Consider the following 13900-nt stretch of genomic DNA (forward strand, 5'->3'; position numbering starts at 1 on the left):
CTTCGACTCTTGTTTATAAAAAGCTGAGGCCGACGAGCTATCAACTGCTTTGGTATTGGTCTGGTAATAATGGAGTTTTTATATTTAATTGGAGTTAAATATGGGGTTTTATTGTATGTGGGGGGGTAAATATAATGATTTTTCAAAATGGTTGCGGGAGCAGGACTTGAACCTACGACCTTCGGGTTATGAGCCCGACGAGCTACCAACTGCTCCATCCCGCGACTGATTTTGATTACGTTTATCTTTATTCTTGTCAAACAAAAAAGTGGTTGCGGGAGCAAGACTTGATAAAAAGCTGCGACCTTCGACTCTTGTTTATAAAAAACTGAGCCCGACTATCTATCAATTGTGCTATTCCGCGTCCGATAAACGCTATCAATTATTTTAATTCTATTGACTAAAGAATTGGTTGCGGGAGCAGGACTTGAACCTACGACCTTCGGGTTATGAGCCCGACGAGCTACCAACTGCTCCATCCCGCGTCCGATAAACGCTATCAATTGTTTTAATTCTATTGACCAAAGAATTGGTTGCGGGAGCAGGACTTGAACCTACGACCTTCGGGTTATGAGCCCGACGAGCTACCAACTGCTCCATCCCGCGTCCGATAAACGCTGTCAATTATTTTAATTCTATTGACCAAAGAATTGGTTGCGGGAGCAGGACTTGAACCTACGACCTTCGGGTTATGAGCCCGACGAGCTACCAACTGCTCCATCCCGCGTCCGATAAACGCTGCTTCGTTGAATCTAAGCTACATGCCTGTTGGCGTGTTTTCTTGTCTGCTTCAAAGCGGAGCGAACTATAGCGATCCTCCTTAAAGTTTGCAAGCAAAATCTAATTAAACCTATTTGTTTGCTGGTTAATTAATCGCTCTTTGGTCTAAATTGCAGGTATTGATTATTTAACTGGCAAATTGCGGAATTTATAGTCTCATTTCGATAAGTCGTTGGGGATATGTGTTTGAACAGGTATAATGCTGCACTGAATTTTGTGTAACGATGACTGACTAATACATGTTTAATCTTTTTGCTGCAGCCCCTAAGGGTTTTGAATATAGCCTAGCCTCTGAATTGAAAGATTTTGGCGCTACCGATGTTAAAGAAAGCGTTGCCGGTGTGTACTTTTCTGCACCGCTTGAACTGGCATATCGGATCACCCTGTGGACTCGCTTAGCGAGCCGTATCGTATTAGTTATTTATAAAGGAGCTTGTGAATCTGCCGAGCAACTTTATAACGCAGCGTATTGTATCGATTGGCCATCGCACTTTTCACATAAAAAAACCTTCAGTATAGATTTCCATGGTACAGGTGGTTTTATCAATAATACTCAATTCGGCGCGCTAAAAATCAAAGATGCGGTTGTTGACCGTTTTCGTGATGATGGTACCCCGCGTCCAGATGTTGAACGTGTAAATCCTGATTTTAAAATCGATGCGCATTTCCGTAATGGCCAATTAACCATTTCGATGAACTTTTCTGGGGCATCGTTACATCAGCGAGGTTATCGTTCAACAACAGGCGAAGCCCCGTTAAAAGAAAACCTCGCGGCCAATATGCTAGTGCGCAGTGGTTGGCAAGCCAATCAAACGACTATCCTCGACCCATTTTGTGGTAGCGGCACCGTATTAATTGAAGCCGCTTTAATGGCGGCCGATATTGCCCCAGGCTTAAAGCGTGAAAAATTTGGTTTTGAAAACTGGCAAAGTCACAACAAAACGATGTGGCAAACTATTTTTGACGAAGCCCAAGCTCGCGCAACATTAGGTAAAACACGCTGCAAGATTAAGTTTTACGGTTCTGATATTGAAGCGCACCTTGTTTCAATTGCAAAACGTAATGCCGAAAATGCAGGCGTAGCAGAATTTATTGAATTTACCGTTTCTGATGCTTTAGACGTTACGCCTCCAGTAAGTGAAGGCTTTTTAATTTCTAACCCGCCCTATGGTGAGCGTTTAGGTAATGTCACTGAACTGCTTCAACTTTATTACCAGCTTGGTGACAAGTTGAAAAAAGAGTTTGGTGGTTGGAAAATTGCCATGTTGTGCAGCGACATTGAACTATTATCGTCGCTAAAGCTTAAAGCTGACAAACAAATGAAAATGTTCAACGGTGCACTAGAGTGTGCTTTTAACATTTACACCTTACATGCTAAAAGTACTCGTCGTGAAGCCGTTGTGCTCCCTGACGGTGTTGATATTGCCGACATCGCTCCAGCATTTGCAAACCGCATTAAAAAGAATATAAAGCAACTTGAAAAATGGGCTAAAAAAGAACGTATCGACAGCTACCGTTTGTATGATGCCGACTTGCCAGAATATAACGTGGCCATCGATAAGTATGTCGATTACGTGGTCATTCAAGAATATTCAGCGCCAGCCACCATCCCAGAAGCCGTTACCAAGCGCCGCATCAGTGATGTGTTATTGGCATTGCCAAGTGCATTAGGTATTCATCCTGATCGCGTGACGCTAAAAACCCGCGAACGTCAAAAAGGCACAAGCCAGTATCAAAAATTAGATGAACGTAAAGTTGAGGTCATCACAGAAGAATACGGTGCTAAATTTAAGCTTAACTTAACCGGTTATTTAGATACTGGGCTGTTTTTAGATCACCGTGTAACGCGAAAGCTAGTGGGCGATAAATCTAAAGGTAAACGCGTACTTAATTTATTTGCTTATACTGGCTCCGCGTCTGTACATGCGGCAATTGGTGGCGCTAAAACAGTCACCACTATTGATATGTCAAACACCTATATTAACTGGGCGAAAGAAAACTTTGCGCTAAATGGTTTGTCTGGCGCTAAATACGACTTTATCCAGGCTGATTGTTTACAGTGGATAAAAGACAATAGTGATCAGCAATTTGATTTGATTTTTATTGATCCGCCTACGTTTTCTAATTCAAAACGTATGGAAGACAGCTGGGATGTACAGCGTGATCACGTCGAAATGTTAGGCGGATTAATTAAGCTGTTGTCTCCAACGGGCGAACTTATTTTTTCTAACAACAAACGTAAATTTAAAATGGACATTGAAGCGTTAAACCAAGCCGGCATTAGCGTGACGAATATTGACCACTTATGTTTACCACTTGATTATAAGCGCAACCCGCATATTCATAATGTGTGGTTACTGACCCATGCCAAGTAGTATTGTGCCTTATATTTTGTATCACACAGAGGGGTGCCATCTGTGTGAAATAGCCCAATCACTTATCGAACAAACTGATATTAAGTATCAACACGTCGACATCTGTGATGACGCAAGCTTAGCCGAGCGTTATGGCATTAGCATTCCTGTGTTAGTGCAAGATGACCGTGAATTATTTTGGCCTTTTGATGTCACACAATTACAAGAGTTTATAGGAGTTTAGATTGAGTCTGGTTCGGATAAATAATGGCTCATTAGCCTACGGTTACACTCCTTTGCTGCACAATGCAGATTTTACTATTGAGCCCGGCGAGCGCGTTTGTATTGTTGGTCGCAATGGTGCGGGTAAATCTAGCCTAATGAAAGTGTTATCAGGTGATGTATTACTCGATGATGGCGAATTTAACATTGCCAATGATGTCAACGTTAGCCGTTTACAACAAGATCCACCAAAAGCAGAAACAGGCTCGGTATATTCTTATATTGCTGCAGGTTTAAAAGAAATTGGTGAAGCATTAGAAAAATATCATCAGCTATCGCACGATGTGGCCGAAGCGAATCCCGACGACATGGAACGCATGCTTAATCAAATGCAGCGTATTCAGGAAGTGTTAGACCACAACAATGGTTGGCAATTAGATTCGCGCATCATCCAAAACTGCCAATTATTGGGGCTAGATCCTGACAAACCATTAAATGAATTATCAGGTGGCTGGCAGCGTAAAGTGGCTTTAGCCCGTGCGTTAGTGGTTGAGCCAGATTTATTACTGCTCGACGAACCAACCAACCACCTCGACATTGATACCATCGAATGGTTAGAGCAATTTTTATTAAACTTTAAAGGCGCCATCGTATTTGTCAGTCACGACCGTGGCTTTATTCAACGAATGGCAACCCGAATCGTCGACTTAGACCGTGGCGTTGTTACCTCATGGCCTGGTAGCTATCAAGCATATTTAGATGGCAAGCAAGAGTGGCTGCGTGTTGAAGCGGAGAAAAACGCCCATTTTGATAAAAAGCTCGCAGAAGAAGAAACCTGGATCCGCCAGGGTGTTAAAGCGCGTCGTACTCGTAACGAAGGCCGCGTTCGAGCCTTAAAGGCATTACGAGCTGAACGTGGAGAACGACTCAATCGTCAAGGCAATGCCAAAATGGCCGTGTCTGATACCGAGCGCTCAGGTAAGTTAGTGTTTGATGTTAAAAACGTTAATTACAACCTGCCAGACAAAGACCTAGTTAAAAACTTCAATACCACGGTTATGCGCGGTGATCGTATTGCATTAATTGGTCCTAATGGTTGTGGTAAGTCGACCTTAATTAAATTATTGATTGAAAAGCTACAACCGCAATCAGGTGAAATCAAAGTCGGTACCAAATTAGAAGTGGCTTACTTTGACCAATATCGCGAAGCACTTGACCCTGAAAAAACCGTTGAAGAAAACGTCGGTGAAGGCAAAAGCACCGTGACGATTAATGGTCAAGACCGCCATATTTTAAGTTACTTACAAGATTTCTTGTTTTCGCCTATGCGTGCCCGCACACCGGTTAAAGCGCTTTCTGGTGGCGAAAAGAACCGATTATTACTCGCAAGATTGTTATTACGCCCTGCAAACTTGATTATTCTCGACGAACCAACAAACGACCTTGATATTGAGACCTTAGAGTTGTTAGAGTCTCTGCTCACCGATTTCGAAGGTACTTTATTGATAGTCAGTCACGACAGAGCATTTATTGATAATACCGTCACCAGTAGCTGGTGGTTTGCAGGTAATGGTCATTGGTCTGAATACGTGGGTGGTTACCAGGATGCGATTTCTCAGGGCGCTAAATTTTATTCTGAGGAACCAGTTGCAACTAATGTTGTCCAATCGAAACCAGTAGTAGAAACAAAGCCTGTAAAAGCACCTGAAAAGGCAGCAAAAAAACTCTCTTATAAATTACAAAAAGAGTTAGAAGCACTTCCAAGCCAAATGGAAAAGCTTGAACAAGAGATAGAAACATTACAGCAAACGGTAAGTAGTGCAGATTTTTATAATCAACCTACCGATACGGTTAATAAAGCTCTGCAAACATTAGCAGAGAGTGAACAGAATTTAGAGCTGTGCTTCCAACGCTGGGAAGAACTAGAGTCAATGAAGTAAAGCATTAATAAAACAGGAATGGTTACATGAAGTTAAAGTTTGATAAAGCCTTATCATTAGTCGCAATTGGTGTATTAAGTGTTATTGGTTCGGCTCAAGCCGCGTCTGTGTATGAAATTGTAAACATTGAAGATTACGATTTAAATGGTACTTTAGATGGCACACGAAATGGCTATGCAATGGCCATCAACGACGAAGATGAGCTCGTTGGTATTTCTAAAGGTAAAAAGAAGCTTACTACAGACGATGTCGATGACTCAGTGATTGATGTCGAGGACGGTATTTCAGAAGCGGAAACCATCACTTATTCTGTTTATTCAGAAATTGAAGCCAACAACTTTACTTTTATTGCCAGTGATAACGCTTCAGTAGGCTCTTGGGTGCCAGAGTTCTTCAGTATGGCCAATACATTCGACCCTTCTAATGAAGATTATGATGACGACGATGAATTGATTGTAAACGATGTTGATACTTATTTTTACGGTATTAACAACAATGGTGTAAAAGTCGGAGCCTACACAGGTGAAGAACTCACACTAGACTACGAAGGTACAAGTACCACTCAAGAATATTTCTATTACCGTAAATTTGAGCTGCGCGGTATAGCGGTAAAAAATGACATTGAATATCCATTAATGCCATCATTTACTACTTATGAACGTGATCAAACTTCCGACGTTGATGCCGCCACGGTTGAAGTGGGCGGCTGGTCACTTGCTTCAAGAGTCAATAGTGATAACTTAGTGGTGGGTTATGGTAGTACCGAGCTTTCATCAGCCAGTGAAGATCGTATTGATAACTGTATTGAAGAAGCTGAAGATACCGATGTTGACAACCCAATCCCAACCGATATCTGTGTGCAAATTCTGCAATATCCAGACGCAGGTAATGGCACTCGTTATATCCAATATCAAACCCGTGGTTTTGTGTGGGATCTTGATAATTTAGATGAAGACGGCTTACCTGAAAGCACTGAATTAGAGCTTGGCTTAACCCCAGATGAAGATTCAACGCTTATTTTTACTTCTCAAGGTTTAGGAATTAACTCTAACGGTGATGTCGCTGGGCGTTCACACGTATACCGTAACGGTGATGAAGATGATTTATATTTTGATGCCGCATACTGGACCAGAGATGAAAATGGCGATTACGAATACAATTGGGTAGAAATGGAAGACGAAGTCTACTATTCAATTGCCTATGATATTAACGATTCAGGTATTTTAGTGGGTAGTTACACTAAATACATCGATGGTTATCTTCGTAGTAAGTTCTTTACCTTTGACACCAACAACCCTGAAGAAGGCATAACTACACCTAACGATTTCCAAACTTCGTTATCAGATTTAAGCAGTAAAGGTAAAGACATCAACAACCAAGGGCAGGTTGTAGGTTACATTGAATCGACATACGACAAAGATACTCCGCGTCCTAAAGTTGGCTTTTTATACGACATGAACACTGAAGAATTTGTTGATTTAAATGAACAATTAACATGTGAATCAAAAGGCTTTTTGCGTAATACCGATGGCGATTGGGAGCGTAATACTGTCAGCGTACAAGATGGCACCGGTGAGATTTTGACCTATGAAAGCGATATTTCAGTAGTTGAAGCGAACAGCATCAACGAAGATGGCACGATTGTGGGTACCGCGTTTATTCGTAAACCAGAGTATCAATACGACACCAGTGGTGATTTAATTGTTGGTGAAAATGGCTTAGCACTGTTTGAGTTAGACGGTAATGGCGACCCTGTGACGTCATATTTACCTCGTATGGTCGTGCTTAAACCAACAGGTGGCGAAGCTTGTTCATCTACAGATGCTGAAGATGATGGCGCATATGAACGTCAAGGCGCTGCGAGTTTTGGTTGGTTATTTGCTCTGCCATTTTTATGGTTACGTCGTCGAGTTAAAAAGTAACAGTTATTATCACTAAATCTTAAGCTGAAAGGCGTTGGTTTAGAGACTCAAAAAAAATCGAGGGTTTCCTCGATTTTTTTAATTTATTTCTCAATACCTTAATAAAAAGTCCATAAAACGATCATTTTTTTGATTGATCTTGGCTAAAAAAGCGTCTATTTCTATATGCAAGGCTTCAGCTCCAATTCGTCAAACAGAAGCCTGTAATGGAAGAGGACGCATGCATGAAAAGACAGAAAAGAGATCGTTTAGACAGAGCTTTTTCAAAAGGATTTCAGGCAGGAATAGGAGGGCGTTCAAAGGAGGTTTGCCCTCACGCTAATCTTGACTCACGGTCTCAATGGCTAGGTGGATGGCGCGAAGGAGTAGATGGCCGCCTTAGTGGATTGTTTAACAAATAACAGTCAATAAAAATGCCCTCAAGATGCTTATCCGAGGGCATTATTGTATTAGGAACTTATCCCTAATTTTTTAAACGTTTGGTTAGAATGTAGATGTATCGCTAAAAATACCCACTTTTAAATCGGTAGCTGAATAAATCTGACGACCATCAACCTCCATAGTGGCATCGGCAATACCTATTACTAATTTACGATGGATCTTACGTTTAATGTTCAGTTTGTAGGTCACCTTTTTAGCGTCAGGCAACACCTGGCCGGTAAACTTAACCTCACCTACACCAAGAGCACGACCTTTACCTTCAGCGCCTTCCCAGCCTAAATAAAAGCCGACTAACTGCCACATTGCATCTAAGCCTAAGCAACCTGGCATCACAGGATCTGTTTTAAAGTGGCAATCAAAAAACCATAAATCAGGAGTAATATCGAGTTCGGCAACAATTTCACCTTTACCAAATTCACCGCCATCTTCATTGATAGTAATAATGCGGTCAATCATCAACATATTATCGACAGGTAAACGCGGTCTATTAGGGCCTAAAAGATTTCCGTTTCCACAGGCGACAAGTTGTTCTTTAGTAAAACTGTTAGCTTTTTCCATTTAATCCTATACCACTCTAATTAACTATATAATGCCAACAAGATAGCGAACACGTGTAAGCTAAACAACTCCGATCACTAAATAATACGTAACTTAGCTAGCAATTTAGCAAAAAAGTTGAGCTCAACATCTTCATCATCTTGACCCGCGAGTTTATCTAATCGTTGTTGTACTAAACCATAAAGGGTTTCTGAGGCAAAATCGTTGTCTTCATTGGCAACTCCCGCTGGCATTTGCATTAAAATTTCAACGGCTTCGTCCATATGTTCAATGGCATGAACATGAAATAATCCCTTATTAACTGCTTCAATTACAGCGGGTTCTAAATTAAGTTGCAACACGTTTGCTTTAGGAATAATCACCCCTTGCTCACCCGTAAGACCTCGGCGTTGGCATAAGGTATAAAACCCTTCAATCTTTTCATTCACGCCGCCAATCGCTTGTACATTGCCAAACTGATCTAACGCACCTGTTACGGCTAAACTTTGTACAATAGGTTGTTCGGCAATGGCGGACATTAAACAGCAATACTCCGCTAATGACGCACTGTCACCATCAATTTCTTGGTATGACTGTTCAAACACAATGTTAGCATTGAGGTGTAGCGGAGCATCGCGGCCAAAAATACGATATAAACACGCCGATAAAATCATCATACCTTTAGTATGGATATTACCGCCCAACTCAGATTTACGTTCAATATCGGCCACTTCACCGTCACCATAGTGGACAGAAGTGGTAATGCGAGCCGGTTCACCATAGGTGTAATCACCCGTATCAATGACCGTTAGCCCATTAATTTGTCCTACCATAGTACCTTTGGTTGGCAGGTTTATGAAATTATCATCAAAACTCTGCGCTGAATAAACTTCAGAACTATTATGGCGAAACTTAAGCTTCTCCAGCGCTTTAGCAATAGATGCAGCATTTAACAATGACCTACCGGCATAAGCCTTGGCTTGAGCTAACAATTGCTTAATTTCAAGCATGTTTAAACTTAAGCGTTGTTGGTGTTCAACAAGTCGAGAACTATACCAAAATAAAGGTAATAAACTCGATGCTTCTAGCTCCACGCCTTCGTCTTTGGCTAATACATTGAGCCATTGAACGTAAGCCGACTCAGGGTGTTGAATTAAGTCAACTTCGTTACTCATCTCCGCAAGTAGCGGAAAGTGATATGTAAATTTACGGTCTTCTAATCGTAGTTGGCTGTAAGCCATTCCAGAACCAACCAAAATAATTTTACAATTAACCGGGATTGGAGCCAGCTCATTATTAATACGATAGTAACCGTCATGCAGGATTTGCATTAACAAATCCCACAGGTTTTCACGTTGCCAAATTGACTCTAAACATATAAAAACCAAATGGTTTGACGCTAACGCACCTGGCTTATAGAGACTGTTTTTATCCGTTTTTACCATTCGGCCTAATAAATCAGCCCGACGAATGGTGCCTTGTAAATAACACGACAATGATTCTTGCTTAGCAACAATACCGACATTTTGTGCAGGCAATGCAGCTTGCCATTTAAACTGGATCTCAGCGTCGTCAGACAACTTTTTCGTCGCGACTAAATAGTTATTAGACGGCGTATCAGCCTGAGACACTAATGCCTTGATAAATAAAGGTCTATCAACACCAGCGAAATCACCAAGAAACAAATGCTGCGAATCGATTTTGGTCATTAATTTAAATGCATCTACAGCGCGTTCTTGACCAAGCAGTAAATGACTTAAAAAATAAGTCGATGTTGCAGTTTCTGGTAAATGATATTGAGGGGCAAGTTTGGCACTAGGCAGTAACGTTGGATTCATATAGTGATAATTTGGCCATGACAACAAAAAATAATCATTCGATATTAGCATAAAGTGCAGCAAAAGCCTCAGCACATTTACGAGGGAGTATAATAAGGTATGCCCTGTATTTGTTGATGTTTGGACTAAAAAAGCCGCTTATTGGTGTACTACATGCACAAAATTAAAACAGGGCGATTAAATGGTATACATTTGGGCATATTTTTTAAATTTATTGTTTACAAGCAAACGAGTTACTTATATTATTCACGCCGTTCGGAGGGATGGCAGAGTGGTCGAATGCACCGGTCTTGAAAACCGGCAACGGTTTATCCCGTTCTAGGGTTCAAATCCCTATCCCTCCGCCACATTAAATACGAGAAAAGCCGTTGATTATCAACGGATTTTTTTGTTTCTGGCGTTTGAGTGGCTCTCCATAAGGATTGACTCAGACAATGTATCTTTATCGAGCACCCAACAACGTATACTTCACACGTATCTGTTTATCCAAATATTTACGCGACAAGGGCTTCCCCTTTGACGTAAAAGTCTCCTTACTGACTCGTGACAGAGCAGAAGCGGTCATCCGCAACATTGATGTTGCCGGAACACTCAAAAAAATCATCAAGTCTATTGACCATCAAACTCGTATTAATGACTTTATTCGTTACGTTGATGAAGTCATTAACAATCTTAGAGCGCAGTTTGATGCTGCGGATGCTGATATCACGTTCAACATCACGCCGAAACCTCATAGCATCCCAATCAGAGACACTAAGCTGTCTGAGCATCGTGAAACCACAGTTGTTGCGCAAGCAATGCCTGTACTGGGCTTAGATGAAGCATTAAGCGCATTTATTATTTCAAAACAAAAATCAGCCATCAGACCGCTCTCTATCAAGCAACTTGAACAACGCATACGCCATTTTATTGATACCGTATCATCAAAAGAAAAATCAAAAGATAAATCAAAATCCAAAACTAAAGCTGAAAGTAAGTGCGTTCACGATATAACCAGCGCAGATGCAATGACCTACCGCGATGAGTTACTAACGCAAGGCCGAAGCTACAAAAGCAATAAAGAGTACTTAGCCGCCATATTTCAGTTCTTTAAATGGTGTCAGTTAATGAACTACTCCAACCACAACCCATTCGAAAGCGTCACCGTCGGTCAAAAACCGAAAGCCAAAGCGAATCAAGGCCGCAACCGCTGGACTGCATCTGAATTAAAAAGATTAATACGCTCGACTGCGTTTAACGACTCAACCGACGATTTTAAGTGGGTCACACTCATGATGCTTTATGGCGGTTTAAGGCCATCTGAAGCGTGCCAGCTGTTATTAAGTGATATCAAGCAAGTAGATGGCGTTGACTGCATAAGCGTTGATGACAGCGGTGCAGGGCAACGAATAAAAAACATCAATGCTAAGCGCTATGTACCAATTCATAGTGCATTACTCGAACAAGGCTTTATGGCCTTTGTGACTCAACGCAAAACACAACAAATACAGCTGTTTGACTATAAACCCGTTGGAATTAACGAAGACTGGTCAAAAAACTACTGTAAACAACTCGCAAAGCTTCAAAATGAAATCGGCATGCAAGCGAATAAGCGTCCAACCGCCTACGGCTTTAGGCACACGTTTATCGATGAAATGAAGCAACTGGATATCAGTGAGCATATCGTTGCTCAAATCGTCGGTCACGCTAATCCCAACATCACTTTCAGTCGTTACGGCAAAGATGTAAACGTTGCTGCATTGCTGAAGGATATTGAGAGAATTGAATATCAAATTTGATGATCGGGTGTGGTTAATAAATAAACTTTAAACCTAAATTAACAATCTGTCTCGATTGGCAGTAACAGTGTCAGTTGAGGCACAAACACTGCCAAAGCTGTCATTATTTCGCTACAGCAGAGAGCGAAATATAATGGTATTGAAAATGGCTCGCAGTCAGTGAGTGCGAAGAAAAACTTATAAATCAAACAAGCGTTTCAAACATTGATTTTTTTATAAATTGTCTTAAATACTCTGCAACCCAGCACGAATCAGCTACAGGGTAGTGCGAAACAAACCTTTTCGCTCTCACTGAGAGCGAAATTAGTTTGTATAAAAGAGTGAGTAAGTAGTTTTAACTGGAGCTTTTTGTGAGATAGTTGCAGCATTTAGAGGGAGCCGCCGTGCTAAGATGCCTTGTAAACAATACGTAAGATTCGGGGGCTATATGCGTTATGCGAGTAAGAGATATAAAGCGAAAGTTTCCGAGCTTCACACAAAAGCGCGCTCTAATGATATGTCCATCGAATTATGGCTGGAATTAAAAATAAGATGCTCAGAATTAAAAGAGTCTAGGCGTTTAAGAGACAAGGAAGGTCAAATTATTATTTGGGAGCAGTTAAGTATCGATGACAATATGGTGACTTTTCCAATGCAAACACTTAAAGGAACACCTTTGGATGTCTTAAGCGTCTGCTTTAATGCAGAATCATTTATTCGTCTCCAGCAATCATATGGCGAGTGCCCTAAAGAAATCGCTGTTAAGGTCATCGGCTCACTTGAAAATTAGTTCCAATGCAGTTCTGCTAAATCTAACAAACTTTTGCCCCATTCGGTGTTACGCTCGTTGAGGCTCTGTCCAGTTTAACCAATTCGGTTGACCAAATTTTAGTAATGATACAAAGTACCTACACCATCGGAGGCGATTCAAGTTGTTTTAAAAAGGAAGTGTTAAATGCAGTGGATATCTGCTTATAGTCGTTTGTTCAGTATGTTGGATAAAACAGGTTCACCCGCTTACCATAGTGGCTCAGACTTCATAAAGGTAGTTCAGCAGTTTGACCGTGGCTTGCCGGGTTATTCGCTCTACATTGAAGAAAGAAACAGGCTAAAACAAAGTACAACTCGACGTGATTTTTACTGGGACATTCTCCAACATCTAGATGAGTCAACACGGTTCGAAGTGTTTCGTGCCTTTATAGATATTGTCGAGCCTCATTTTCCTACTGAAGCTCAAGACCTTCGAGCATATATGTTTGGTTACGGTAACCCTGTTCCTAAGGCTACTATTCCGAACCATCAATGGAGTTCTGATAAGCTCAACTCGACACTGTCTAAAATTGACAATGCAATAGATACAGCAAACTATAACAACGCAATGACCTTGGCATATACGTGTCTGGAGGGCTTGTATAAATCTTATGTTCAGAAGCATGTTCCAGCTAGCAGTAATGTCACTGATTTAATGCCATTGTCCAAATTAGTTCGAACTGACATTGATTCAAAGCTCTCAGCCGTAGGTAGTTATCCAGCTCAAATGCTGACAAGTATTTCTACACTTACCAGCGCAATTGCAAACTCTAGAAATAGCTTCAGTGACTCACACTTTGATCATGATGCAAATAAATGGCTAGCTATTTACAGTCGAGACTTAGTTAACTCTATTGGACGTTTGTTGTTACATTTTCTATGAGCCAAACAACTAACAAATAAGGTTCAAGAGGGATTCTCAATGTATATATTTTCAATATGCGTTGATTTTAGTGATTAAGGTGGTGTGCGGGAGCAACGTATTACGTTGCTCCCGCCGTTAGCAGGGCGTTAAATACCCAAGGAAGCTCGTGGATATTCTAAATAATCGAGAAATTGCAATTGCCCCCTGTGTCAGGATAGTTGTCGCCTCAGTTTTTCATAAAAATAAAACAGGGAGCGGTAAGTTTGTTATGAATGAAGCATTATCCAGAAGAGCATAAGCAAGCCGTCATTAGAAAGCTCCTTGAAAGTGGCTTATCATTAGGCCAATTCGCAAAGCTAGAAAGTATCAATTTATCTACTTTGTATTCATGGCGAGATAAGTATTTAAAAGTAGGTTCTAGTTTGGCAGAGAGT

At 41.1% G+C, this 13900-nt stretch carries 11 protein-coding genes and 5 tRNA genes; 10 read left to right on the forward strand and 6 right to left on the reverse strand.

All coding sequences use genetic code 11. From position 1 onward, the window contains the following. Positions 1-148: 148 nt before the first annotated feature. From IEY42_RS10510 to IEY42_RS10525, 4 genes are all read right to left on the reverse strand, one after another. Positions 149-224 (reverse strand) — tRNA-Met (locus tag IEY42_RS10510). Between the two features lie 185 nt (positions 225-409). Next, positions 410-485: transfer RNA gene (locus IEY42_RS10515), tRNA-Met, on the reverse strand. 45 nt (positions 486-530) lie between these two features. Further along, positions 531-606: transfer RNA gene (locus tag IEY42_RS10520), tRNA-Met, on the reverse strand. Positions 607-651: 45 nt separating this feature from the next. After that, positions 652-727, reverse strand: a tRNA-Met gene (locus IEY42_RS10525). 292 nt (positions 728-1019) lie between these two features. On the opposite strand from IEY42_RS10525, the gene rlmKL reads away from it, so the two are divergent. The 5 genes from rlmKL to rmf all read left to right on the forward strand — a co-directional run bounded on the left by rlmKL (position 1020) and on the right by rmf (position 7619). Next, complete coding sequence (gene rlmKL, locus IEY42_RS10530) at positions 1020-3155, forward strand: bifunctional 23S rRNA (guanine(2069)-N(7))-methyltransferase RlmK/23S rRNA (guanine(2445)-N(2))-methyltransferase RlmL (RefSeq protein WP_188925185.1); 2136 nt, start codon at positions 1020-1022, stop codon at positions 3153-3155. Next, positions 3145-3378, forward strand: coding sequence for a glutaredoxin family protein (locus IEY42_RS10535; RefSeq protein WP_188925186.1), 234 nt, complete (start codon positions 3145-3147; stop codon positions 3376-3378). Before rlmKL ends, IEY42_RS10535 begins: the two co-directional genes overlap by 11 nt. A 1-nt stretch (position 3379) precedes the next feature. Continuing rightward, positions 3380-5296, forward strand: a complete 1917-nt coding sequence (locus IEY42_RS10540) for an ABC transporter ATP-binding protein (protein ID WP_188925187.1) — start codon at positions 3380-3382, stop codon at positions 5294-5296. 26 nt (positions 5297-5322) lie between these two features. Then, positions 5323-7218 carry a DUF3466 family protein gene (locus IEY42_RS10545; RefSeq protein WP_188925188.1) on the forward strand — a complete coding sequence of 632 codons (1896 nt, stop codon included), beginning with the start codon at positions 5323-5325 and terminating at the stop codon, positions 7216-7218. Between the two features lie 224 nt (positions 7219-7442). Then, positions 7443-7619 carry a ribosome modulation factor gene (gene rmf, locus IEY42_RS10550; RefSeq protein WP_160053401.1) on the forward strand — a complete coding sequence of 59 codons (177 nt, stop codon included), beginning with the start codon at positions 7443-7445 and terminating at the stop codon, positions 7617-7619. 82 nt (positions 7620-7701) lie between these two features. On the opposite strand, the gene fabA is transcribed toward rmf, so the two are convergent. Next, positions 7702-8217 carry a bifunctional 3-hydroxydecanoyl-ACP dehydratase/trans-2-decenoyl-ACP isomerase gene (gene fabA, locus IEY42_RS10555; RefSeq protein ID WP_188925189.1) on the reverse strand — a complete coding sequence of 172 codons (516 nt, stop codon included), beginning with the start codon at positions 8215-8217 and terminating at the stop codon, positions 7702-7704. 77 nt (positions 8218-8294) lie between these two features. Continuing rightward, entirely contained in the window at positions 8295-10034 is a 1740-nt protein-coding gene (locus IEY42_RS10560) for a S16 family serine protease (protein ID WP_188925190.1), read from the reverse strand. 257 nt (positions 10035-10291) lie between these two features. On the opposite strand from IEY42_RS10560, the gene IEY42_RS10565 reads away from it, so the two are divergent. From IEY42_RS10565 to IEY42_RS22710, 5 genes are all read left to right on the forward strand, one after another. Beyond that, positions 10292-10381: transfer RNA gene (locus IEY42_RS10565), tRNA-Ser, on the forward strand. An 87-nt stretch (positions 10382-10468) separates the two neighbouring features. Next, positions 10469-11812 carry a tyrosine-type recombinase/integrase gene (locus IEY42_RS10570; RefSeq protein WP_188925191.1) on the forward strand — a complete coding sequence of 448 codons (1344 nt, stop codon included), beginning with the start codon at positions 10469-10471 and terminating at the stop codon, positions 11810-11812. Positions 11813-12239: 427 nt separating this feature from the next. Beyond that, complete coding sequence (locus IEY42_RS10575; protein WP_188925192.1) at positions 12240-12581, forward strand: hypothetical protein; 342 nt, start codon at positions 12240-12242, stop codon at positions 12579-12581. A 165-nt stretch (positions 12582-12746) separates the two neighbouring features. Beyond that, the gene (locus tag IEY42_RS10580) at positions 12747-13484 is read left to right on the forward strand and encodes a hypothetical protein (RefSeq protein ID WP_188925193.1); all 738 of its coding nucleotides are present in this window, start codon (positions 12747-12749) and stop codon (positions 13482-13484) included. 254 nt (positions 13485-13738) lie between these two features. Next, the coding region (locus IEY42_RS22710; RefSeq protein WP_188925194.1) for a transposase at positions 13739-13900 on the forward strand (162 nt) is incomplete at its 3' end.

It is taken from the genome of Shewanella algicola, from assembly GCF_014648035.1.
Lineage (GTDB): Bacteria > Pseudomonadota > Gammaproteobacteria > Enterobacterales > Shewanellaceae > Shewanella > Shewanella algicola.

Bases quoted from the DNA above. Each gene is read 5' to 3' on its own strand.
- IEY42_RS10570 (WP_188925191.1), top strand. From the start codon at position 10,469: ATGTATCTTTATCGAGCACCCAACAACGTATACTTCACACGTATCTGT.
- rlmKL (WP_188925185.1), top strand. From the start codon at position 1,020: ATGTTTAATCTTTTTGCTGCAGCCCCTAAGGGTTTTGAATATAGCCTA.
- IEY42_RS10575 (WP_188925192.1), top strand. From the start codon at position 12,240: ATGCGTTATGCGAGTAAGAGATATAAAGCGAAAGTTTCCGAGCTTCAC.
- fabA (WP_188925189.1), bottom strand. From the start codon at position 8,217: ATGGAAAAAGCTAACAGTTTTACTAAAGAACAACTTGTCGCCTGTGGA.
- IEY42_RS10545 (WP_188925188.1), top strand. From the start codon at position 5,323: ATGAAGTTAAAGTTTGATAAAGCCTTATCATTAGTCGCAATTGGTGTA.
- rmf (WP_160053401.1), top strand. From the start codon at position 7,443: ATGAAAAGACAGAAAAGAGATCGTTTAGACAGAGCTTTTTCAAAAGGA.
- IEY42_RS10580 (WP_188925193.1), top strand. From the start codon at position 12,747: ATGCAGTGGATATCTGCTTATAGTCGTTTGTTCAGTATGTTGGATAAA.
- IEY42_RS10535 (WP_188925186.1), top strand. From the start codon at position 3,145: ATGCCAAGTAGTATTGTGCCTTATATTTTGTATCACACAGAGGGGTGC.
- IEY42_RS10560 (WP_188925190.1), bottom strand. From the start codon at position 10,034: ATGAATCCAACGTTACTGCCTAGTGCCAAACTTGCCCCTCAATATCAT.